At 72.3% G+C, this 21119-nt stretch carries 16 protein-coding genes; 12 read left to right on the top strand and 4 right to left on the bottom strand.

Annotated features, from left to right (window positions below):
• The first annotated feature begins 127 nt into the window (after nucleotides 1-127).
• From CRYAR_RS16800 to CRYAR_RS16785, 4 genes are all read left to right on the top strand, one after another.
• Entirely contained in the window at nucleotides 128-3193 is a 3066-nt protein-coding gene (locus tag CRYAR_RS16800) for an ATP-binding protein (RefSeq protein ID WP_211247496.1), read from the top strand.
• 82 nt (nucleotides 3194-3275) lie between these two features.
• The gene (locus CRYAR_RS16795; RefSeq protein ID WP_051572077.1) at nucleotides 3276-6437 is read left to right on the top strand and encodes an ATP-binding protein; all 3162 of its coding nucleotides are present in this window, start codon (nucleotides 3276-3278) and stop codon (nucleotides 6435-6437) included.
• 58 nt (nucleotides 6438-6495) lie between these two features.
• The gene (locus CRYAR_RS16790; protein WP_035863545.1) at nucleotides 6496-7305 is read left to right on the top strand and encodes an alpha/beta fold hydrolase; all 810 of its coding nucleotides are present in this window, start codon (nucleotides 6496-6498) and stop codon (nucleotides 7303-7305) included.
• A gap of 155 nt (nucleotides 7306-7460) precedes the next feature.
• Entirely contained in the window at nucleotides 7461-8111 is a 651-nt protein-coding gene (locus CRYAR_RS16785; RefSeq protein ID WP_035851956.1) for a helix-turn-helix transcriptional regulator, read from the top strand.
• A gap of 23 nt (nucleotides 8112-8134) precedes the next feature.
• Here the strand turns inward: CRYAR_RS16785 and CRYAR_RS16780 are convergent, their stop codons facing one another.
• The gene (locus CRYAR_RS16780) at nucleotides 8135-10867 is read right to left on the bottom strand and encodes an AAA family ATPase (protein ID WP_051570406.1); all 2733 of its coding nucleotides are present in this window, start codon (nucleotides 10865-10867) and stop codon (nucleotides 8135-8137) included.
• 390 nt (nucleotides 10868-11257) lie between these two features.
• On the opposite strand from CRYAR_RS16780, the gene CRYAR_RS16775 reads away from it, so the two are divergent.
• The 3 genes from CRYAR_RS16775 (at nucleotide 11258) to CRYAR_RS16765 (ending at nucleotide 14707) form a co-directional block, all read left to right on the top strand.
• Entirely contained in the window at nucleotides 11258-13279 is a 2022-nt protein-coding gene (locus CRYAR_RS16775; protein ID WP_169745047.1) for an AfsR/SARP family transcriptional regulator, read from the top strand.
• Nucleotides 13280-13325: 46 nt separating this feature from the next.
• Nucleotides 13326-13922, top strand: coding sequence for a DUF6461 domain-containing protein (locus tag CRYAR_RS16770; protein ID WP_035851952.1), 597 nt, complete (start codon nucleotides 13326-13328; stop codon nucleotides 13920-13922).
• A 140-nt stretch (nucleotides 13923-14062) separates the two neighbouring features.
• Nucleotides 14063-14707 (top strand): DNA-3-methyladenine glycosylase family protein, encoded by a 645-nt coding sequence (locus CRYAR_RS16765; RefSeq protein ID WP_051570401.1) that lies wholly within the window; start codon nucleotides 14063-14065, stop codon nucleotides 14705-14707.
• On the opposite strand, the gene CRYAR_RS43195 is transcribed toward CRYAR_RS16765, so the two are convergent.
• Complete coding sequence (locus CRYAR_RS43195; RefSeq protein WP_051570399.1) at nucleotides 14689-15468, bottom strand: helix-turn-helix transcriptional regulator; 780 nt, start codon at nucleotides 15466-15468, stop codon at nucleotides 14689-14691. The genes CRYAR_RS16765 and CRYAR_RS43195 overlap by 19 nt on opposite strands.
• A gap of 190 nt (nucleotides 15469-15658) precedes the next feature.
• Here CRYAR_RS43195 and CRYAR_RS16755 point away from each other — a divergent pair, with 190 nt between their 5' ends.
• Both CRYAR_RS16755 and CRYAR_RS16750 read left to right on the top strand, forming a co-directional pair.
• Nucleotides 15659-16774 (top strand): acetamidase/formamidase family protein, encoded by a 1116-nt coding sequence (locus CRYAR_RS16755; protein WP_211247495.1) that lies wholly within the window; start codon nucleotides 15659-15661, stop codon nucleotides 16772-16774.
• The gene (locus tag CRYAR_RS16750; RefSeq protein WP_035851947.1) at nucleotides 16774-17334 is read left to right on the top strand and encodes a hypothetical protein; all 561 of its coding nucleotides are present in this window, start codon (nucleotides 16774-16776) and stop codon (nucleotides 17332-17334) included. The genes CRYAR_RS16755 and CRYAR_RS16750 overlap by 1 nt, the downstream gene beginning before the upstream one ends.
• An 81-nt stretch (nucleotides 17335-17415) precedes the next feature.
• On the opposite strand, the gene CRYAR_RS16745 is transcribed toward CRYAR_RS16750, so the two are convergent.
• Complete coding sequence (locus CRYAR_RS16745) at nucleotides 17416-18246, bottom strand: alpha/beta fold hydrolase (protein ID WP_084700587.1); 831 nt, start codon at nucleotides 18244-18246, stop codon at nucleotides 17416-17418.
• Between the two features lie 208 nt (nucleotides 18247-18454).
• On the opposite strand from CRYAR_RS16745, the gene CRYAR_RS16740 reads away from it, so the two are divergent.
• From CRYAR_RS16740 to CRYAR_RS50755, 3 genes are all read left to right on the top strand, one after another.
• A complete protein-coding gene (locus CRYAR_RS16740) occupies nucleotides 18455-18703 on the top strand; it encodes a hypothetical protein (RefSeq protein ID WP_035851945.1) in 249 nt (82 codons plus the stop codon).
• Between the two features lie 49 nt (nucleotides 18704-18752).
• A complete protein-coding gene (locus tag CRYAR_RS50760) occupies nucleotides 18753-18884 on the top strand; it encodes a hypothetical protein (protein WP_342673832.1) in 132 nt (43 codons plus the stop codon).
• Nucleotides 18885-19055: 171 nt separating this feature from the next.
• Nucleotides 19056-19472 carry an NUDIX domain-containing protein gene (locus CRYAR_RS50755; RefSeq protein ID WP_157017783.1) on the top strand — a complete coding sequence of 139 codons (417 nt, stop codon included), beginning with the start codon at nucleotides 19056-19058 and terminating at the stop codon, nucleotides 19470-19472.
• 167 nt (nucleotides 19473-19639) lie between these two features.
• On the opposite strand, the gene CRYAR_RS16730 is transcribed toward CRYAR_RS50755, so the two are convergent.
• Nucleotides 19640-21118: an FAD-dependent monooxygenase gene (locus CRYAR_RS16730; protein ID WP_063725722.1), complete on the bottom strand. Its 1479-nt coding sequence runs from the start codon at nucleotides 21116-21118 to the stop codon at nucleotides 19640-19642.
• Nucleotide 21119: the final 1 nt, after the last annotated feature.

The following is a 21119-nucleotide window of genomic DNA, read 5'->3' as shown; positions in this document are numbered from 1 at the left end:
CACCGCGAATCGGCACGGGTGTCGGTGGTGAACCCCGTGGACCGGATCGTTCCAGCTGCACGCGATAACATCCCACGTGCCCGTTCGGGCAGATCTGCGCGCGGCCAGAGGAGAGGCGATCAGCCCCGTGACCGCCTCGACTCGCCTACGCCTGCACGTCCTGGGTCCGTTGCGGATCGTCCGGGACGGCCACGAGACGGACGCCGGCCCGCGCCAGCAGGCGTACGTCCTGGCCTTGATGCTCACCCGCGCCAACCGGCCGATCGGAATGGGTGAGCTGGTCGACCTGGTCTGGGGCGACGACGCTCCCGCCACCGCGCCGAACGTGATCCAGAAGCACGTCAGCGCGGTGCGGCGACTGCTGGAACCCGAACTGCGGCCCCGCGAGGCCGGCACGTACGTGCAACGCCAGGGCACCGGGTACCGATTCGTGGCCGGTCCGGGCGTTCTCGACCTCGCCGACTTCCGCCGCCTGGTCTCGGAAGCCGAGTCCGCGCAGGCCGACGGGCGCCCCGAGGCCGCGTTCGAGACCTATCTGGACGCCCTGGCGCTCTGGCACGGCGCCGCCGGCGGCGACTTCTCCCACGGACCGGCCGCACGCGCGATCTTCACCGCGCTCGACGCCGAATTCGTCGACGCCTGCGTGGCCGCGGCCGAGCTGGGGATGTCCCTGGTCCGGCCGGCGGAGGTGCTGGCCCCGCTCCGGCTGGCCGTGTCGATGGCACCGCTCCACGAACCCGCACGAGCGGCGCTCGCCTCCACCGTGGCCGCCGCCAGGAGCACCCGGCCGCCCCCGGTCCCGGACCGACGCATCCGGTCCGCTCACGCCGTCGGCCTCGTCGGCCGGACCGGGGAGCTGGCCACGCTGCGAGAGGTCCTGGACTCGGCCGCGTCGGCCGAGGGCCGCGTGGTCGTCGTGGACGGTGAGCCCGGCGCGGGGAAGACCCGCCTCCTGGAGGAGGCGGGCACGGCGGCCGAACGGTCCGGCGCCCTCGTCGTCTGGGGCCACTGCCTCGACGGCGACGGCACGCCGTCGATGTGGCCGTGGGTGGAGGCCGTCGGCGCGCTTCTCGACGGGCTCCCCGCCGCGCCGCGGGCACAGTGGCTCGCCGGGGAGCTCGGTCGCCTGGTCGAGCCACGCGGCGAATCCCTCGGCTCCCTGCTGCTCCCGGACGGCGGCGGCCAGCTCCGGCTCTTCGACGCGGTCGTGGCCCTGCTGGCGTCGATCTCCGCGCAGCGGCCGGCGATGCTGATCGTCGACGACCTCCAGTGGGCCGACACGGCGTCGCTGACGCTGTTCGGGCATCTGGCCGCGCACGCGCCCCGCGGCGCGGTCCTCGTCGGCGCGGTGCGAACCCACGCCCCCCGGCCCGGTGCGGAGCTGGTCCGCGTCCTGACCGCCGCCGGCCGCACGCCGGGGCATCGCCACCTCCGGCTGGCGCCTTTCGATTCGGCCGAGGTCATCGAGCTGGTTCGCCGCGAGATCGGGCAGACCCCCGCTCCCGGCGTGGCGCGCGACATTCACGCGCGCACGGCGGGCAACCCGTTCTTCGTCCGCGAGCTGGCGCGGCTGCTCGCGGCCGGCGACTCGCTGAGCACGGACGCCCCGGCGCGCACCGAGGTGCCGTCCACCGTGCGAGCCGTCGTCCTGGACCGCATGGCCGGGCTCGACGACGACGGCCGGGACCTCCTGCGGATCGCCGCGCTCCTCGGCCGCGACATCGACCTGGAACTGCTCGCCGACGCCGCGGGACTCGACACCGAGACCAGCCGCCGTCGGCTCGGACCCGCCGAGTCACTCGGTCTCGTCGGGCTCTCCCCCGAGGCTCCGCTCTCCTACCGCTTCTCCCACGACCTGGTCCGGGAAGCCGTGTCGGGAACGGTGACGCCGATGAGGGCCCACTCGCTGCATCTGCGCATCGCGGACGCGCTCACGCTCGCCGGCACGTCCGACGACGAACGTCTCGCCCATCACCTCTGGTCCGCCGCACCGCTCGCCGACCCGGCCCGGATCACCGACGCGCTGCTGCGCGCCGGTAGCCGGGCCGCGGCCAAGTCCGCGTTCGACGCGGCCGAGCAGCACTTCTGGTCGGCCGCTCGCACGGCGCGCACCGCGGACCGGCCGGAACGGGAGCTGGCCGCGCTGGGGCAGTTGATCACCGTCGCCGGGATGCGATCCATGTACGGCGCCCCCGCGCTCGACCGGCTGGCGAGAGCCGAGGAGCTGGCCGCCCGGCTGGGCCGGGAACGGGAGGCCGCCGACTTCCTCTTCACCCGCTGGGTCGTGCACGTCCAAGGCATGGATTTCGACCGGAGCGAGCGCCTGGCGCGCCGGCTGCTCGTCGCGGGCGAGACCTCCGGCGACCCCGTGGTGCAGGCCTACGGTCTGCACGCCTGGGGGCTCCAGCAGTGGTCGACCGGCAACGTCGGCGAGGGTTACCGGCACCTGGCCCGTCTGGGCCGGAGTCTGCCCGCCGACCTCGTCCCCCGCGCGGAGAACCCGCTCCGCTACGACCTCCGGCTGCTCTCGGCCGCGATGCTCGGCGAGGTGACGGCACTCCACGGCGACGTCGACGCGGCGCGTGCGCTCCTGGACGAACTGGAGGTCGCGGCCGGCGAGGATCGGTACGCGATCACGGTGTGGGCGACCATCTCCGCGCGAACCGCGTCGATCGTGGGAGACCACGGCTGGGCTCTCCGAGCCGCGGAGCGGGGCATCGCGGTCGACCCCGAGTTCTCCTTCGCGTTTCTCGGCACCTATCAGCGGCTGGTCCGCGCGTGGGCGCTGGCGATGCGAGGGAACGACCCGGAGGCCGCGGCGGCCGAGGTCCGGGCGCTCCTCTCCGACCGTCTGCTGGACCCGCCGGTCTCGTGCGTCGCCACCTGGTACGCGCTGCTCGCCGAGATGCGGCTGGCGGCCGGGGCTCCGGACGAGGCCGCCGACGCGCTCGACCGGGCGGACCAGGCCCTCGAGACCTTCGGTCAGCGATATGCGGAGGGGCTCGTCCTCCTCCAACGCGCCCGGCTCCTCCAGGCGCGCGGCGAATCCGCCGCTACCGTCCGAAAGGCCGCGCGACGGGCACGCGCCTTGTCGGTCGAGCGCGAGGCCCACCTGTTCGCTCAGCGCGTCGACCAACTGCTCACCGAGCTCGACCGACCTCTCCGGCCATCGTCCTCCGAGGACGCGCCCTGATGGCGTACCCACGCACTGCGGGTACATTTCCGGACGGGTCAAGGGCGCTCCGTCAGAAACCGGCTCGGGGGTGATCGGCGGCGTGGACGTCTCGCCGGGAACACCAGCCGCCGGTGGCTCAGCGCGGTCGGACATCCTCGGTTCGTTACGCATCCGGCGGAACGGCGTCGAGGTGGACCTGGGCCCGCGCCAGCAGGCCTACCTACTGGGTCTCCTGCTGGCGCGAGCCGGCCAACCGGTCAGCGTCGACGATCTGATCGAGCTCATCTGGGACGACGAGGCCCCGCCCAGCGCCCTCAACGTGGTTCAGCGGTACGTCGGTGCGCTCCGGCGGTTGCTCGAGCCGGAGCTGCCGGCCCGGAGCAACGGCGCCTACCTGCGGCGACACAGCAACGGCTACCTGTTCGTCGCCGATACGGAGGCCTCCGACGTCGCCGCGTTCCGGGCCCTGGTCGCCGCGGCCCACCGCCGGCTCGCCCAGCGGGAGCCCCGGGCGGCGCTCGACGACTTCGCGGCCGCGCTGGCACTCTGGCGGGGCCCGGCCGGTGACGGGTTGAACCCGGGGCGGGCGGCGGCACCCCTCTTTGCCTCGCTCAACGAGGAGTTCTTCACCGCGTGCTCGGCCGCGGCCGAGCTGGCGGTCTCGCTCGGCCGGCCGCAACGCGTCCTGCGTCCCCTGCGCCTCGCCGCGTCGATGGCCCCGTTGCACGAACGGGTGCAGGCCGCTCTCGTCACCGCGCTCGCCGCGGCCGGACAGCACGCCGAGGCTCGTTCGCTCTACGAGCGGGTGCGCGCCCGCCTGGCCGAGGAGATCGGCATCGACCCCGGGCCGGCCATGCGCGACGCCAAGCGGCGGATCCGCGACCGGCCGGCGACGCCCCGCCCCGCGGCCGCGGAACCCGCGTCGAAGCTGGTCGGCCGAGCCGCCGAGCTGTCGGTCCTCCGGCAGGCGGTGGCTTCGGTCCTCGCCAGCGGAACCGGTCTGCTCGTCGTGGAGGGCGACCCCGGAATCGGCAAGACCCGGTTGCTGGAGGAGACCGCCGGCGAGGCGACCCGCCGTGGTGCACTCGTCGTCTGGGGTCACTGCCTGGAGGGCGACGGCTCGCCCTCGATGTGGCCCTGGGTGAAAGCGATCGGCGCGATCCTCGACACCCTCCCCGATCCGAGCCGGGAGGAGTGGCTCGCCGGTCGGCTGGGCCGGCTCGCCGAACCCGACGACGGCGTCTCCGACACCCCGGTGCTGCCGGACAACACCGCACAGTTCCGCCTGTTCGAACACGTCGTGCACGCCGTCGGGCAGGCCGCCCGCCAGCGGCCGGTTCTGCTGATCATCGACGATCTGCACTGGGCCGACGTCGCCTCGGTGCAGCTGTTCGGCCACCTCGCGGCCCGGCTCCCGAGTGGCGTCCTGCTGATCGGGACGCTACGCACCCGCGCCCCGCTGCCCGGTACGGAGCTGGTCGGAATGCTCGCGGCGGCCAGCCGCGTGCCTGGTCATCGACGTCTGCGCCTCGACGTGCTCGACCGGGACGAGGTGGCCGAGCTGGTCCGGCGGGAGACCGGCCAGGTTCCGGACGCAGCCGTCACCCGCACCATCTCCGCCCGCACGGCCGGCAACCCGTTCTTCGTCCGCGAGCTGGCCCGGCTGCTCACGGCCGACGGCGGGGTGCTCACCGAGCGCAGCGCGGTGAGCACCGGCGTGCCGTCGACGGTGCGTGACGTCGTCCGCGACCGGATGGCCGGGCTCGACGATCGCGCCACGGACCTGCTCCAGATCGCCGCCCTCGTCGGGCGGGGTGTCGATCTCCGGCTGCTCGCCCACGCCGCCCGCGTCGACGTCCAGACCAGCCTGGGACTTCTGGAGCCGGTCGAAACCCTGGGCTTGCTGGAGCCCGCTCCTGACGATCCCTTCGCCTACCGTTTCGCCCACGACCTCGTGCGCGAATCGATTTCGGAGACGACCCCGCCGCTGCGCGCGCCCCGGCTCCATCTGCGTATCGCCGACGCGCTCGAGCAGACGCCGGGGCGGTCCGTCGCCGAACGCCTCGCCCACCATCTCTGGGCCGCCGGACCACTCGCCGACCCCGCCCGCACCACCGCGGCGCTGATTCGCGCCGGCCGGAGCGCCGCCACGAAGCTCGCACTCCAGGACGCCGAGCGGCAGCTCCGCTCGGCCGCCCGGCTGGCCAGAACGAGCGGGCTGCGCGAGCTCGAACTCTCCGCGCTCTCGCACCTCACCGCGGTCGTCGGCATGCGCGCCGGGTACGTCGGCGCCGCGCTGGACCTGCTCGAGCGGGCCGAGCAGCTGGCCCGCGACCTGGGCCGCGAGCTCGAGGCCGCCGACTTCCGGTTCTCCCGTCGTGCCGCCTACTCGGAAGCGGCGCAGCTCGACCGCAGCGGCCCACTGGCCCGGCGTCTGCTGGAGGAGGGGCAAGCCTCCCCCGACCCGGTCCTGCGCGCGTACGGTCTGGTCAGCTGGGGCATCCAGGAGTGGGACCGGGGCAACATCGGCGAGGCGTTCCGCTACCTTCGCAAGGCCGACCCGCTCGTGCTCGACGAGCTCACCTGGCGCGACGAGAACCGCCTCCGACGTGACCTGCAGCTCAAGTCGCCGGTGATGCTCGCCCTGGTCACCACCCTGCACGGCGACGTCGACTCGGCACGCACGGTGATCGAGCGGCTGGAGGCCACCGCGGGCGACGATCCGTACGTCGTCACGATCTGGTCCACCTTCGCCGCCACCAGCGCGGCGCTGGCGGGCGAGCCCGCCTGGGCCCTGCGGTCCGCGGAGCGCGGCATCGCCGAAGACCCCGGGTTCTCGTTCGTCTTCTTCGGCGCCTACCTCCGGATGGCCCGGCACTGGGCGCACGCGGTCACCGGCGACGACCCCGCCGGCGCCGCGGTCGAGGCCGAGCGGATCCTGAGCGCCACCCTCGTCGACCCGCCGCTGAGTGGCGTCGCCACCTGGTACGGGCTGATTGCCGAGATGTGGCTCGCGGCCGACGCCCCCGACCGGGCCGAGGCCGCGCTCGTGCGGGCCGAGCATTTCCTCGGCGTCAACGACCAGCGGTACGCCGAGGGCCTCGTTCTGCTGCTGCGCGCCCGGTTGCTCCAGGCACGCGGTGCGCCTCTCGCCGACGTCCGAGCCGCGGCGGAGCGGGCGCGGGTGCTCTCCGGCCAACGCGAGGCGTACCTGTTCGCGCGCCGCGCGCAGGAGATGCTCGACGCGCTGGATACCGACTGAACGACCGGTGGAGACGACGTCCACCGGAAATCTCCTGCTCTCGGCTCCACTCGCGCACATGACTGCGCCAGGAATACCCGTCGTCTTCATCCACGGCCTGTGGATCCACTCGTCGTCGTGGACACCGTGGGTAGAGCTGTTTCACGCCGCCGGCTACCAGCCGATCGCCCCGGGCTGGCCGGGAGACGGCGAGACCGTGGCCGACACCCGGGCACGGCCCGGGCGTCTCGCCGGCGTCGGGCTGGAGGACATCGCGACGCACTACCGCGGCATCATCGAGGATCTCGACCGGCCGCCGATCGTCATCGGACACTCCGTCGGCGGCACCGTCGTCCAGAAGCTGAACCTCACGAGCGACCTGTGCGCCGCGGTGGTCCTCAACCCGGCCCCGATCAAGGGCGTCCGGGCGCTCCCGCTCGCCCAATTGCGGTCCTCGTTCCCGGTGCTGCGCAGCCCCGGCAACCAGAAGCGGGTGATCGCGTTGAGCGCCGAGCAGTTCCGCTACGGCTTCGGCAACACCCTGACGGCCGATGAGTCGGACGAACTCCACGAACGTTTCGCGATTCCCGGCCCCGGCCGGCCGCTGTTCGAGGTGGCGACGTCGAACTTCCGGAGCAGCTCACCCGCCGCGGTGGACACCCGGACCGGGCAGCGGGCTCCGCTCCTGTTCGTCTCCGCCGAGCGCGACCACACCGTGCCGGACGTCGTGACCCGCGCGGCGCACCGCCTGTACCGCGACTCCCCGGCGGTCGCCGACCTGATCCAGCTGCCCGGGCGCGGACACTCGGCTCCGTTCGACCACGGCTGGGCGGACGTCGCCGACCAGGTCGAGAGCTGGGTGAAGCGTCAGGTCGTCAGTCACGCCTGAGAGCGGGTCCAGTGGACCGCTCCACGGTAGGAGTCCGTCCCGGCCGGAGCGCACTTACCGCGCTCTGAATCCCCGCTCGGCCGCCGGTAAGTCCCGGTTCAGTAGCCGCTCACTATCCTGCGCCCACGACGGTCGAGGAGTCAGGAGCACGTTCGGTGTCCAACCACGGAGCGCCGGCCGCGGGAGCCCGGCGCATCCCGGTCACCGTGATCGGCGACGATCCGCTGACCCGTGCGGGCCTGATCGCCCACCTACAGTCCGGTCCGGACATCGACCTGCGGCCGGCGACCCCGGACGGGGATCATCGGCCCGGCGTCGCGGTGGTGGCCACCGACCGGGTCGACCGGGCCGCGGTGGGCCGCCTCCGTGCGCTGAGCAGCGGGTGGAAGGCGGTACTGATCGTCGCCCACCTCCGGGAGCCGGAGTTGCTGCGGGCACTGGACGCCGACGTCTTCGCGATCCTGCTCCGCCACGACGTGACCCCGGACCGCCTGCTGCGGGCCGTCCGGGCGTCGGCTCGCCACGACCGGGACCTGCCGGCCGACGCCGTCGGCCACCTCGTCGACGTGGTGGTCCGGCTGCGGCGAGCCGACCCCGCCGGTCGCGACGACGAGCGGCCCCCGACCCAGCGCGAGCTGGACGTATTGCGCCTGATCGCCGAGGGCATGGAGACCCGCGAGGTCGCCGCGCACCTGTCCTTCTCCGAACGGACCGTCAAGAACGTCCTCTACGGCGTCACCGCCCGCTACGGGCTCCGGAACCGCACCCACGCGGTGGCCCACGTTCTCCGTGAGGGCTACTTGTGAGCGGCAGCAGACCGCGGCCGCGCTCACACGGGAAGCGCTGCGGCCTCGGGTGGTAACGCTTGGGTGAGTTGGGCACGCGAGGTGATGTCGAGCTTCATGAACACCTTGCGCAGGTGGTACTGCACCGTTCGGCGGCTGATGAACAGGCGCGCGCCGATCTCCGGGTTGGTCAGTCCGGCGCTCGCCAGCGCCGCGATCTGGGCTTCCTGTGCGGTGAGCGACGGATGGCGTCTCTCGGCGGCCCGGGTCGTGACGTCCCCGGTGGCCTGCAGCTCGCGCGCCGCCCGGCCCGCGAACCCGACGGAGCCGAGTGCGTGGAACGTCTGGTGCGCTTTCCGCAGATATCGGCGGGCGTCCCCCCGCCGGCCCTTCCGACGCAGCCACTCCCCGAACAGCAGCTGGGAACGCGCGATCTCGAGCTGCCCCCGGGTGGTGCTGAGCTGCGCGATGGATTCCAGGTAGTGGTCCTCCGCCCGGTCGTCGTCGCGGAGCAGCGCCAGGCACCTCTCGTGCAGGCCGAAGTTCCAGGCCCGCGGGGTGGCGGCGACCCGCTCGGCCAGCCAGTCCCGGATGGAGCGGAGCTCGTTCAGGTCACCGGTTCGCGAGGCCGCATCGATGATCTCGGACACCACCATCGACGCCACGATCCGCTGATCGGAGTCGAAGGCCCTCTTCCCCGCCTCGAGCGCCACGTCGAACCGGCCGAGCGCATTGGACAGCACGGCGTCCGCGTAGTCGGCGCAGAAGCCGAACGTCGCGCGGCCATCGAGGACCTGCTGACGCACCTCGGCGCTGAGCTTCGGAGTCCGGATCTCGTCGCCCCGCCAGGCCGAGAGAACCACCTCCACGTGGCGATTCGTCCGACCGGTGCTGACCGCGGCGACGGCGAGCGACTCCTCGATCAGGGCTCCGGCCGCGAGGAAATCGCCCTCGTGCATCCGGTGGAAGGCGCTGTAGTTCAGCGCCTGCTGCAGGGCCGCGAGCGCGCCGTCGCGCCGGCAGACGACGACTTGGCGCGTCGCGAGAACGCCCATCGCCTCTTCGTCCCAGAGCTCCTCCGCCAGCATCAGGAGCAGCCGGTTCACGCCGAACACCGGCCAACGATCGGTCGGCGCGGCGGTCACCAGCAGGTCGACGGCCCGGCGCAACAGCGGCACCGCCGCGACGAAGCCGTCGACGATCCGGACGTACAGCCCCTCCAGCAGCAGGTCCGTGAACGTGGACGGATCACCGGACCTCCGGACGATGTCCGCGACCGACGCGGCGGCCTTCGCGAACAGCGGATCGTTCTGCCTCGCGTCCCAGAACGTGCCCGCCAGCGCTTCCAGCGCCGTCGCCCGGGCTTCCTCGGCGTGGTCGGGCCCGAATCGCGCCGCGGCGCCGAGGAGCAGCTCGACGCCGTCGGCGCGGCGGTGCTGCTCGATCGCGATGATCCCCCGGATCCGCATGACGCGCGCCGCCTGCTCGTCGGCGAGCGGCCGCATGCTCGCGGTGTCCAGGAGGAAGAGGGCGGCCTCGTGGCCCCCCGCGTCCCGGGTCGCTTCCGCCGCGGCGATCAGACGGCGGGTCCGCGTCGACGGGTCCGCGGTGAGCTCCGCGGCGCGCTCGAGGAAAGCGGCGGCCGCGGCGAGCCCACCCCGGGCGCGCGCGTGGCCCGCGGACTGTTCGAGCTCGACGGCGGTGTCCTCGTCCGGGCTGTCCGCTGCGTGCGCCCGATGCCAGGCCCTGCGGTCCGGATCCGAGCTCGGATCGGTGACCGCGGCCAACGCCTCGTGCACCTCGCGACGAGCGACGAGCCCCGCCGCCCGGTACACGGCCGAACGCGCCAGCGGGTCACGGAACTCGACCCGGGCGCCGAGCGAGATCAGGCCGGAGGCGAGCGCGGGTGTCACTGCCGAGAGCTCGAGACCCAGCCGGTCCGCGGCGGACCACAGCGTCGTGGGGTCGCCCACCGGGTCGGCGGCGGCCAGCAGCAGGAACTGACGTGCCGCCGGCGGCAGCGCGTCGAGACGCTGGCGGTAGCCCCGCTCGACCTGCGGAGACAGCGGTACCGCGCCCGGGAACCGGAAGCCCCCCGCCAGCTCCGCCGGCCCGACGCCACGAGCGACGTCGAGCAGCGCGAGCGGGTTTCCGTGCGTCTCGGTGACGATCTGGCGCCGCACGCTCGGGTCGAGCGGGCCGGCCATCACCGAGTCCAGCAGTTCGCGTGCGTGGCGGGCCGAGATCCCGGTCAGGACGAGCGTCGGGAGCCCTTGGAACTCCTCCCGGCCCTCCCGGGACGCGAACACGACGGCCGCCGCCTCGGACTTCATCCGGCGAGCGACGAACGTCAGGGTCAGCACGGTCTCCCGGTCCATCCACTGCTCGTCGTCGACGACGCAGAGCACCGGGCACTCGCGCGACAGATCGGCCAGCAGGCCGAGCACCCCCAGCGAGACGACGTACCGGTCGGGCGAGTCGCCTTCCTGCAGTCCGAACGCCACCCGCAGAGCGTTGCGCTGCGGAACCGGGAGGCGATCGATCCGGTCGGTCATCGTCCCGAACAGCTGGTGCAACCCGGCGTACGGCAGCTCCGCCTCCGACGGCATGCCGACCGTCGCGAGAATTCGCAGATCACCGGCCTTGTTCACGAGAGCCTGCAGGAGGGCGCTCTTCCCGATCCCCGGCTCACCGTGCACCACGAGGGCGCGACTCTCGCCGGCGCGCACCGCCTCGAGCACGTCGTCGAGCACGCGGCACTCGTCGTCGCGGCCCACCAATCCCGCACGTTTCGCCGGAACATTCGCTGAAACGGTCATAGCCGCCCACTACCGCGGCAAAGCTCTCTCGTCATTAGGTCATCCCCGTTTTCTGCTGCGGCGACCCCACTTCTGCCGATCGCACGGGCAGTCTGCCGAGGCGAACTGACGTCTTACTTCAACCGCACTGACCTCGATCCGGCCGGCACTGACCGGGAGCCAGTGGTCCGACCGGCGCGCGCCGACCGGCCGGGCCGCGCCGGCCACCCACCACCGGCCGGTGGCGGATGCACGGGCCAGCCGCCCGTCCGAGGCTGAGCGGGTGACGTAGGCGCGGTCAACAGATCGCCGGCGGTTCGACCTGGCCGAACACGTCGCATGAACCGGTTACCGATCAGGGGGACGGACGTGTCCGCATCAGTCAGCACTCTCCGCACGGCCACCGGTCCGCGGGCGGCGGCCGACGCCGACCTCCGGCTCCAGATACTCGGCCCGCTACGGATCTGGCGGAACGGGGTCGAGCTGGACGCAGGCCCACCGCAGCAGGCCTACCTGCTGGCCCTCTTGCTCTCCCGGGACGGACGGCCGATCAGCACGAACGACCTCATCGACCTGATCTGGGACGACAAGGCCCCGGCCAGCGCGCTCAACGTCATCCACAAGTACGTCGGATTGCTGCGCCGGCTGCTGGAGCCGGCGCTTCCCGCCCGGGAGATGGGCTCTTACCTCGTGCGCCAGGGAAACGGCTACCTCTTCACTGCTCGCCCGGGAACTCTCGACCTGACGAGCTTCCGCCGGCTCACCAAGGCGGCGAAGGACGAGCATGCGGCGGGCCGCCCGGACGACGCTCTCGACCGGTACGTCGACGCGCTCCGTCTCTGGAGCGGCTCCACGGCGGACGCGCTGGCCCGCGAGTCGGCGGCGACCGGGCTCCATACGGCGTTGGACGGCGAGTTCCACGAGGCCTGCTGCGCGGCCGCCGACCTCGCGGTCGCGCTGAACCAATCGTCCCGGGTGCTGCCGTCGCTGCGGCTGGCGGCACGGATGGCGCCGCTGCACGAACACGTCCAGGCCGGCCTCGCGCGCGCGTTGGCCGCCGACGGTCAGCAGGCGGAGGCCCTCGCGGTGTTCCGGGCGACCCGGGAGCGACTCGCCGAGGAGCTCGGCATCGATCCCGGCCCGGCTCTCCAGGAGGCACAGCGGAAGGTCCTGAGTCAGACCGGCGCCTCGGCGCCCGACCACGAGCCGCTCGACACACCGGTTCCGGGCCCGGACGCACAACCGGCCCAGCTCCCGCCGGCCCTGCCGACGTTCGTCGGGCGCGGCCGCGAGCTGACGTTCCTCGCCGATCTGCTCTCCGAGGTCCGGACGAGCCCGCTGATCGTGGCGATGGACGGGATGGGCGGCGTGGGGAAATCGGCGCTGGCCACCCGCTTCGCGCACCAGGTCGCCGACCGGTTCACCGACGGACAGCTCTACCTGGACCTGCGCGGAGACTGCGCGGACGAGGACGACCTGTCGGCCGGCGACGCGCTGCGCTCACTGCTGTCCTCACTCGACGTGCCGGAGGGGAACATCCCGGCAACGCTCGACGCCCGGACGGGGGCCTACCGCAGCCTGACCGCGCGGAAGCGGATCCTCGTGGTCCTGGACAACGCCCGGGACGTGGCGCAGGTACGTCCGTTGCTTCCGAATTCGACCGGCTGCCTGGTTCTCGTGACCAGCCGCACGCCCCTCGTCGGCCTCGCCGTGCACGACGGCGCCCACCTGCTGCACGTCGACCTTCCGGACCTCCCGTCCGCGCGGTCGCTGCTCCGCCGACGCCTGGAGCGCTCGCGCCACCTGTCCGCCGCCGAGCTCGCGGCCCAGGCGACGACCCTCGACGAAATCATCGCCCGGTGCGGACGTCTGCCGCTCGCGCTGGCGAGCGTGGCCGGGTGGCTGAGCTCCCGCCCGCGCCGGTCGCTCGCCACCGTGGCGAACGAGCTCCGCGACGGCTACGAGCGCCCGACGAGCTTCTCCGGTGGCTCTCCCCTGAGCGATCTGCTGTCGGCTTTCGAATGGTCGTACCGCCGGCTCAGCCCGGAGGCCGCCCGGCTCCTCCGGCTGTTCCCGCTGACCCTGTCCGCGGGTGCCACCGCGGGGGCCTGCGCGAGCCTGTGCGGCACCACGCCGGCGGCCGTTCGGGCGTCGCTGCGTGAACTCACGCTCGCGACGTTGCTCGAGGAAGACGACCGGGGCGTGTACTCCGCGCACGTACTGGTACGCGCCTACGGCCACGAGGTGTCGCTCGCCACCGACTCCACGCCGGACCGGGCCGCCGCGGTCACCCGCCTGAGCCAGTACTACGCACGCGGCGACTCGCACACGGCAGGTTTGCTCGAGGCACCACCGGTACGCAGCGAGCTCCCCCCTCCTCTGGCCGGCTGAGCGCGCCGGCCACCGCCCGCCGCCCCGGACCGAACGGAGAACTGCTGTGCTCGACGAATACTCGCCGGACTGGATCGGCCGGGCCGGCCTCGACCTCGGCCCGGGCTACTGCATCACGATCGCGCTCGCGATCTCGTCCACCGAGGCCCTGCGGCGAGCGGGCGTGCCGGGTGTGCTGCCCCGCGTCTACGACGCCCTCCGGCGGGAAGCCCGGCTGCTCGGGGGCGACTACGTGCCGGTCGCGGCGTTCGACGTCGGCGGGCACGCCGTCCTGGTCGAGGAGAACGGCGGGATGGGCCTCTACCGCTGGGGTGGGCCGCTGTCGATGGGCACGGTCGCGGTGACCGCGTATCTCAGCCCGAGCAGCGGCGCCGAGCGGCTCGTGATCACTCGGGACGGCGCGGCGGTCGCCGAGGTCGACGCCGACGAGCCCGAGGTGGTGCGAACCGACGACCCCGCCTTGCGCGAGGTGCTCCTCGCGCTGGTGGCGGACGCCTTCCAGCCGTTCGAGGACGAGGACGATCCGGACGCCGACGGCATGCCGGACCTGCTGCGGGTGGCCTGCGAGTACGTGGGCATCCATCCGTCGGTCCACGACGTGGCGGTGCCCGCGCCCGGCGCCCCCGTCCGGTTCACGGCCTAGGCCGGCCGGCCGGCGCTGGAGCCTCGGCCGGCGCGCCGGAGATCACTTCGAGTCACCGGGCGGGCAACTCCAGTGGCCGTGCACTGCGCCCCCGTAGATTCCGCGTCGACCAGGGCCGGAGCACGCCGAGGATCGAGACCATGGACCTGCGAAGCAACCGTCACTACCGCGAGCTCGTGGCCGCCGAGCCGCGGTTCGCGCGTCTCGTCGACCTGTACGGCGAGGTCGACCCGTTCCGCTGGCAAGACAGCGACGAGCCGGACCGCAGCAAGTTCGCCGCGATGGCGTTCCACATCGTCGGGCAGCAGATTTCGGTGCGCGCCGCGAAGACGATCTTCGGCCGCCTCGCGCAGCGCGCCGGAGGTGAGGTGACCGCCGCGCGACTCGCGGAGCTGGAGATCGTCGAGCTCCGGGCGGCCGGGCTCTCCGGGGCGAAGGCCCGGTACCTCAACGCGCTCGCGCACGCACAGGTCGAGGGACGGATCGACCTGGAGCATCTCGACCATCTCTCCGACGGCGAAGCGATCACTCAGCTCGTAGCGCAGCCCGGTATCGGGGTCTGGTCCGCCCAGCTGTTCGTCCTCCATCAGCTGCACCGGCCCGACATCCTTCCCGCTCCGGACCTCTGGATCCGTCGCGGCGTGCAACAGCTGATGGAGTTACCCGCCGAGCCGACGGTGAAGGAGACGATCGCGCTGGGACTTCCCTGGTCGCCGAACCGCTCGTACGCCGCGGCTCTGCTGTGGAGCATCACGAAGCCACCGCCTCAGGGCAGCGTCCGGTAACCGTTGAGAAAGGCCGACGGCGTGCAGCCGAACCGCCGCCGGAAGGCGCGCGTGAACGTTCCGGGATCGGGGAAGCCGCTCAGGGAACCGGCCCGGGAGATCGACTCCCCCTCGTCGAGGAGCCGGCGTGCTTCCAGGAGCCGCTGGTCGCGGATGAAGCGGGCCGGTGAGGAGCCGGAGTCGGCGAACAACGCCTGCAGCAGTCGCAGCGAGATGTGATGGGCCCGGGCCAACGCGGCCGGGTCCAGGTCGGGATCGGTGGCGTTCTCGGCCACGAAGCGCCGGATGCGCCCGAGCAACGCGTCGCGGTCGGGCGTCGTCCGTGTGTGGGGTAGCTCGGCCCGGACGGCCTCCCAGAGCGCGCCGCGGTGTCTGCGGGTCTGCTCCCGCTGTTCGCTGACGTCGTCGAAGGACACGATCATTCCCGGGCCGCCGGGCAGCTCGATCGGGGTGCACGCCCACGCGATCGGAAACATCGTGCCGTCGCGGCGAATGAACCATTCGTCGGACGCCGGGGTGTACGGGAACGCCGTCCCGCGCCGCAGGACCCGGCAGTCGCCGCGCGCGTAGTCCGAGCCGTCGGGGTGCCGGTGGTGGGCCGTTTCGTGGCTGGGCAGCCCGTTGAGCGCGTGCGGGTCGGACCAGCCGAGCTCCGCCGCGGCAGCCAGGTTGGCGAAGGCGATCTCGCCGCCGCCGTCGACGACCCACACCGGTCGCGGCAGCCGCTCCAGCACCTGCTGCGACAGTTCACCGAGCGCCATGTCGTATCCTCCGCATCCGGCTGTTCGACTGAGCGTCGTCGCAGCTCATTGCCGTCGCGTTGGGTGCGGGTGTCCGCCGTGTAACCCGCTCTCCGCGGTGCGCGAATCGCCGGGCAGATCAGCGCGGAATGCCTGTCGCCGCGATTCGCCGCCCGCTTGTCTGGATCCCATGGCAGGCACCACGCACTACGTGAAAATCGACAAAACGAAGACCTTGGCCGAGGAGCCCCTCACCGGGCACAACCGCTGGCACGAGGACATCCCGCCGATCCTCACCGTCGACCCCGGAGACACCGTGGTCCTCGACGTCCGCGACGCCTGGGACTCCCAGTTCGACAAGGACACGACCAACGACGACGTCGGCCGGGCGACCACCGACCTCGTCCACCCGCACACCGGCCCGGTGTACGTGCGGGACGCCGAACCGGGTGATCTGCTCGAGGTCCGCATCGGGCCGACGCGATGTGATCGCTGGGGTTACACCGTCCAGGTGCCCGGATTCGGGTTCCTGCGCGAGACGTACCAGGCTCCGCACATCACCAAGTGGGATATCGCCGACAACTGGGCCACCAGTGAACAGATCCCCGGCGTGCGGATCCCCGGAGCACCGTTCATGGGATCGATCGGAGTGGCTCCGTCGACGTCGCTGCGCGAGACCTACCTCCGCCGGGAGGCCGAGCTGCTGGCTCGCGGCGGCGCGGTCAAGGGTCCGGAGCCGCGCGGCGCCGTACCCGCTGATCCGGCGATCGCCGACGAGGCGCTGCGCACGATTCCGCCGCGGGAGATCGCCGGCAACATCGACGTCAAGCAGCTCACGGCGGGGACCACGATGCTGATCCCGGTCGCCACCGAGGGCGCGCTGTTCTCCGTCGCCGACGCCCACTTCGCGCAGGGGGACGGCGAGGTCTGCGGAACCGCGATCGAGGTGGCCGCGACCTTCACCGCGGAGCTGCGTCTGCGCAAGGGTGAAGCGAGGCGGCGCGGGGTGCAGGGCCTGCAGTTCTTCCGTGATGCCCTCGCCACCGGTCACGGCACCACGGAACCGGCCTGGTCGACGCCGACGCGCTTCTACGCCACCACCGGACTCCCCATCCGGGCCGACGGCACCAACGAATCCGAGGACACCAGCCTGGCGGCGGCCAACGCGCTGCACCAGATGATCGCCTACCTGGTCGACGAGTGGGGCTACGACGAGCAGCAGGCCTACACGATCTGCTCGGTCGCGGTGGACCTGAAGATCTCCGAGATGGTCGACGTACCGAACTTCGTCGTCACCGCCGTCCTCCCCCTCGACATCTTCATCTGATGGGGCTCGCACCCATCACGCTGGGCATGGTCGGCCTGGCGTTCGCGCTGTGGGGCAACGGCCTGGCCAACCTCCGGGGAACCGCCGACGTGAAGAGCGTCGCGGTCTCCGCCAGCCTCCTCGGCGCCGTCACGCTCCTGTTCATGTCGGCGCACCTGATCGTCGCGGCGCCGCTCGGCACCGAAGGACCGGCCGTCCGCCTGCAACTCCTGTTCTCGGCGATCACCGGCATGTACGGTCTGCAGTTCCTGGCTACGACGATCGTGCAGCTCAAGGGCTACGACCCGCGCCCGCTGGGTGATCTGGCGCTGGTGACCGTGCCCGTCCAGATCGTCGAGATGGTCCTGCTGGCCCGGTTCGCCGACGCGGCCGGGATGTCGGTCACCCACATCGTGCTGCAGGAGGTCGTGCTGGGTGCGTTCGCGGTGGCCGGCCTCGCGATCTGGGCGGGCACGCACGGACGGTTGGGCGGCCGCGCCGTCGGTGGGGCGATCCTGGCCGCGTTCGTCGGCACCCTGTACTTCCTGTTCTTCGCCGGCGGCCTGATCGCACCCCCCTGACCACCGCTCGGGGCAGGGTTTCCCCTGCCCCGAGCCGCCGACGACATCAGCCGGGTCGGCACCGGCACCCCGGATAAGCCGTCAGCGGACCGACCGCGCGGCCGCGGTGATGACGGCTTCCACCGCGCGCGGCTGCGAGATCATCGACAGGTGGGAAGCGTTGACCTTGGTGATCTTGCTCTTCGCCCGCTCAGCCATCTTCTCCTGCAGCGACGGGCTGATGATGTGATCGGCCGTGCCCAGGAGATACCAGCTGGGTAGCGACTTCCACGCCGGCGCACCGGCCTGCTCGCCCAGCGCGCTCCGGGTGATCGGACGCTGCGCCGCCGCCAGCTGCTTCGCCGTCGCCGGGCTCAGGTCGTTCGCGAACGCCGACGGGAAGACCGACGCCTTGACGTAGAGGTCGACGTCCCCCGACCCACCCGGGTAGGCGACGGCTTCGAAGATGCTCGTGTCGACCGGGCCCTCGCTGCTCAGGAGTCCGAGCAACGACTCCCCGCGATCGGGAACGAAGGCGTTCACGTAGACGAGCGCTTCGACGTCCGGATCGGACGCCGCCGCGGACGTGATCACCGCGCCACCGTACGAGTGGCCGACCAGCACCACCGGACCGCTCGTGTGATCCTTCAGGAACGCGCCGAGGTACGCGGCGTCGCTGCTCAGACCACGCAGCGGGTTCGGCACCGCCAGCACCGGATAACCCTGCGCCTGCAGGCGCTCGGTCACCCGCGCCCAGCTCGCGCCGTCGGCCCAGGCTCCGTGCACGAGCACGATCGTCGGCTTGGACTTGGGGCCGGGGCTCTGGGCCGCCGCGGGCGACGCGAACGCCGTCGCGAGCAGCGCGGCGACGGCAACGGCGACGATCGATCTGCGAGCCCGGCGGCTCGGCGAAGGACGATGGTGCTCAAGCATGAGCGCTCCTGGTCGTGGCGGGATCAGTCAGAGGTCGGTCACGACCCCGCCCGAAGAAAAGCGTGAGCCGGTTGAGGATCAGTGCAAGCCGGCGGCGGGCGGAGCACGATCCGTCCACGGATCGTCAAGCACGCGCTCGACCCTCGCGGGCGTTTGCTCCCTACGGTGAGCACATGGGGAGATACACCACGCCGCGCTCGAGGCTCGCGTGGGAAACGTCGGCACGCTCGTCGGCGTCTTCCTGCTGGTTCGGTTCGGCGGCGTCGAGAGCAACACCGGCGCCGCCGTGCTGCTGTTCGGCCTGAGCCTCGGCGTCGCCTTCTCGTGCCGGGCCAGAACCTCCTCGGCGCCTTCCTCGGCAACCTGGTCGTTCTGGTGCTCACCGTCGTGGTGGTGCGGCTCTCCGGAGTTCGCAGCCAGTCGAGCGCGGCCGCGCTGCTGCTGGTCGCAGGTCTGATTCTCGTCGCGGTCTGCGCCGCTGCGGGCTCGCGATCTTCGCGTTCCTCGTGCTGCTCTTCCTCGTCGGAACGCTGCTACTCGGCGACGCGTCGGTCCTGCGCTGGCTGCTCCGCAGGTACGCCGGTCCGATCTTCTTCCTGAGCAGTCCCTTCATCCTCTGGCGATGCGGCGTGCTCTGAGGCCGCGGCCCCGGATCGCCGGGCGCACCGTGTGACCGAGCCGACGCGTCCCGGCACGGCCGTCGGGTCCGGCCGCGAAACTCCGGTCATGCCGCGCTCGACGGTACGAAATGCGGGTTGGTCTGCGGCGGTGTCGATCGGCATCCGCCTCACCGGCAAGTCCGAAACGCCATGACGCCGCAACTGCGACGCGGCGTCCGCGCGATCATCCTTGATGAGGGCGACCGCATCCTGCTCTGCCGGTTCGACCTTCCTCACCCGGCGGCTCCGGCGCAGGCGACGGCCGTCTGGGCAGCCCCAGGCGGCGGCATCGAACCCGGCGAAGACCGGCTGACGGCTTTGCGTCGCGAGTTGCGTGAGGAGACCGGTCTGGTGATCACCGCCGATCCGCCGCATGTCTGGCACCAGGAAGTCGTGTCCGCCGACCATAGGGAACCTGACCGCCTTCCGGTGGTGGCAGCTCTCGGAGATCGCCGGCCATACGGGACCGGAACTCTTCTCGCCCCGCGACCTCACCGCTCCCCTGACCGCACTGCTCACCGCGGGGACGCCGGACCACCCGGTCCAGCTCGGTCTCTAGCGCGTTGACCGCTTGGGTTCGCGGTGCTGTGCTGCGCGTGTCGCAGGCCGCCCTGGTCACCGTCGGCACCCTCATCGTCCACGACGTCCTCCGGCCTCGGTGGGGTGCGCGGGGTTTCTGCCGCTTCGGCCTTGCCGGACATGGTGTCGTTCTCGACCGTGGCCGTGCAGTGGGTTCAGGTGCCGTCGACGGTGTCGGTCCTGTCGGCGGTGTCTTCCGTGATCGGGTGGGGGTCACGGCTCTGGTCGACGGTGGCGACCCACCGGGTCAGGGCGTCGGTCAGGGTCGTGGGTTCGAAAGGGGTCGCGGCCGGTTGGACCCAGGCGACGTAGCCGTCGGGGCGGATGAGAGCGGCCGCGAAGGGCGGGATGTCGCCGAAGACCGGGACGTGCCAGAGGCCCTCGCGCTCGTCGGGGCGGTATTCGGCGGTCACGTGCGTGATCCGGTCGGCCCACGGGGCGAGGGTGTCGGTGATGCCTTCGGCGCCCAGGTCGATCAGGACGGGGCGGGCGTCGTGCAACAGAGTGAAAACGTCGGTGCCGCCGGTGAGGGCCAGGTTGGGCATGCGTCGTCCGAGCAGCGGGTGGTAGTCGCCGAGCGGGTACCGCAGAGCGAGGCCGCTGAGCCCACCGGCGAGCTGCAGGGTGGCCTGCGGAGCCGCGAGCAGGTCACTGAAGATTTCCCGCACGGCTTCGCGGCGGCGGCCGGGCTTGAGGACCTCGGTCTGCGCCATCGACCATTTCAGTGCGTTGGCGCCGACCGGGTACCGCTCGGCGTGGTAGGTGTCGAGCAGGCTGTCGGGTGCGTCGCCGCGCAGGACGGCGGCGAGCTTCCAGCCCAGGTTCACCGCGTCCTGGATGCCGAGGTTCAGTCCTTGGCCGCCGACCGGGGTGTGGATGTGGGCGGCGTCGCCGGCGAGGAAGACCCGCTGGGCACGGTAGGTGGCGGCGTGGCGGTAGCCGTCGGACCAGCGCGACATCCAGCGCGCCCCACGCAGGCCGTAGTCGGTGCCGAAGGCGTGGATCATGGCCTCGCGGATCTCGTCGAGAGTGGTCGGTTGGTCGGGGTCCCGTGGTGGGTTCTGGCGCATCACCGACAGCCGGATCCAGTCCGGTTCGGTGCGCGAGATCTGGTAGAAGCCGACCCGGTCGTTGTAGCCGAATCCCTGGTCCGGCGGGGCGGCGAGGTCCAGGTCACCGACCACCCACCAGGTCTCGCCGGGCAGGCCGGGAAACTCGATGCCGCTGCTCGTGCGCACGGTGCTGCGCCCGCCGTCACAGCCCACCAGGTAGGCCGCGCGCACCCGCTCGGGCCCGTTCACCGAGAGCAACTGCACGTCGACGCCGTCCTGGTCCTGGTCGATGCCGGTCACCTCGGTGGACCACTGGAACCGCGCGCCGAGTTCGGCGGCGCGCTCGGCGAGGATCCGCTCGCTCTGGTGTTGCGGCAGGATCAACGCGTCCGGCCAGGCCGGATCGATGCTGCGCGGATCCAGCAGGATGCCGGAGAACAGAACCCCGGGCATCGGCTTGCCCGCCGCGCGGAACGTGTCGGCCAGGCCCCGTTGGGCGAGGATCTCCAGGCTGCGCGCGTTGATGCCGGGAGCGCGTGACTCACCGACCGTGCCGGCCGGCCGACGCTCGACGACGAGCACC

The sequence above is a fragment of the Cryptosporangium arvum DSM 44712 genome (assembly GCF_000585375.1).
In the GTDB taxonomy this organism is placed as follows: Bacteria; Actinomycetota; Actinomycetes; order Mycobacteriales; family Cryptosporangiaceae; genus Cryptosporangium; species Cryptosporangium arvum.
The sequence above is the reverse complement of the archived record's forward strand: the minus strand, read 5'-3'. Positions and strand labels throughout refer to the sequence as shown.

Coding starts and splice junctions, on each gene's coding strand:
- CRYAR_RS16750 (WP_035851947.1), top strand. CDS start 16,774: ATGGGGCTCGCACCCATCACGCTGGGCATGGTCGGCCTGGCGTTCGCG.
- CRYAR_RS50755 (WP_157017783.1), top strand. CDS start 19,056: ATGACGCCGCAACTGCGACGCGGCGTCCGCGCGATCATCCTTGATGAG.
- CRYAR_RS16790 (WP_035863545.1), top strand. CDS start 6,496: ATGACTGCGCCAGGAATACCCGTCGTCTTCATCCACGGCCTGTGGATC.
- CRYAR_RS43195 (WP_051570399.1), bottom strand. CDS start 15,468: ATGGCGCTCGGTGAACTGTCGCAGCAGGTGCTGGAGCGGCTGCCGCGA.
- CRYAR_RS16765 (WP_051570401.1), top strand. CDS start 14,063: ATGGACCTGCGAAGCAACCGTCACTACCGCGAGCTCGTGGCCGCCGAG.
- CRYAR_RS16745 (WP_084700587.1), bottom strand. CDS start 18,246: ATGCTTGAGCACCATCGTCCTTCGCCGAGCCGCCGGGCTCGCAGATCG.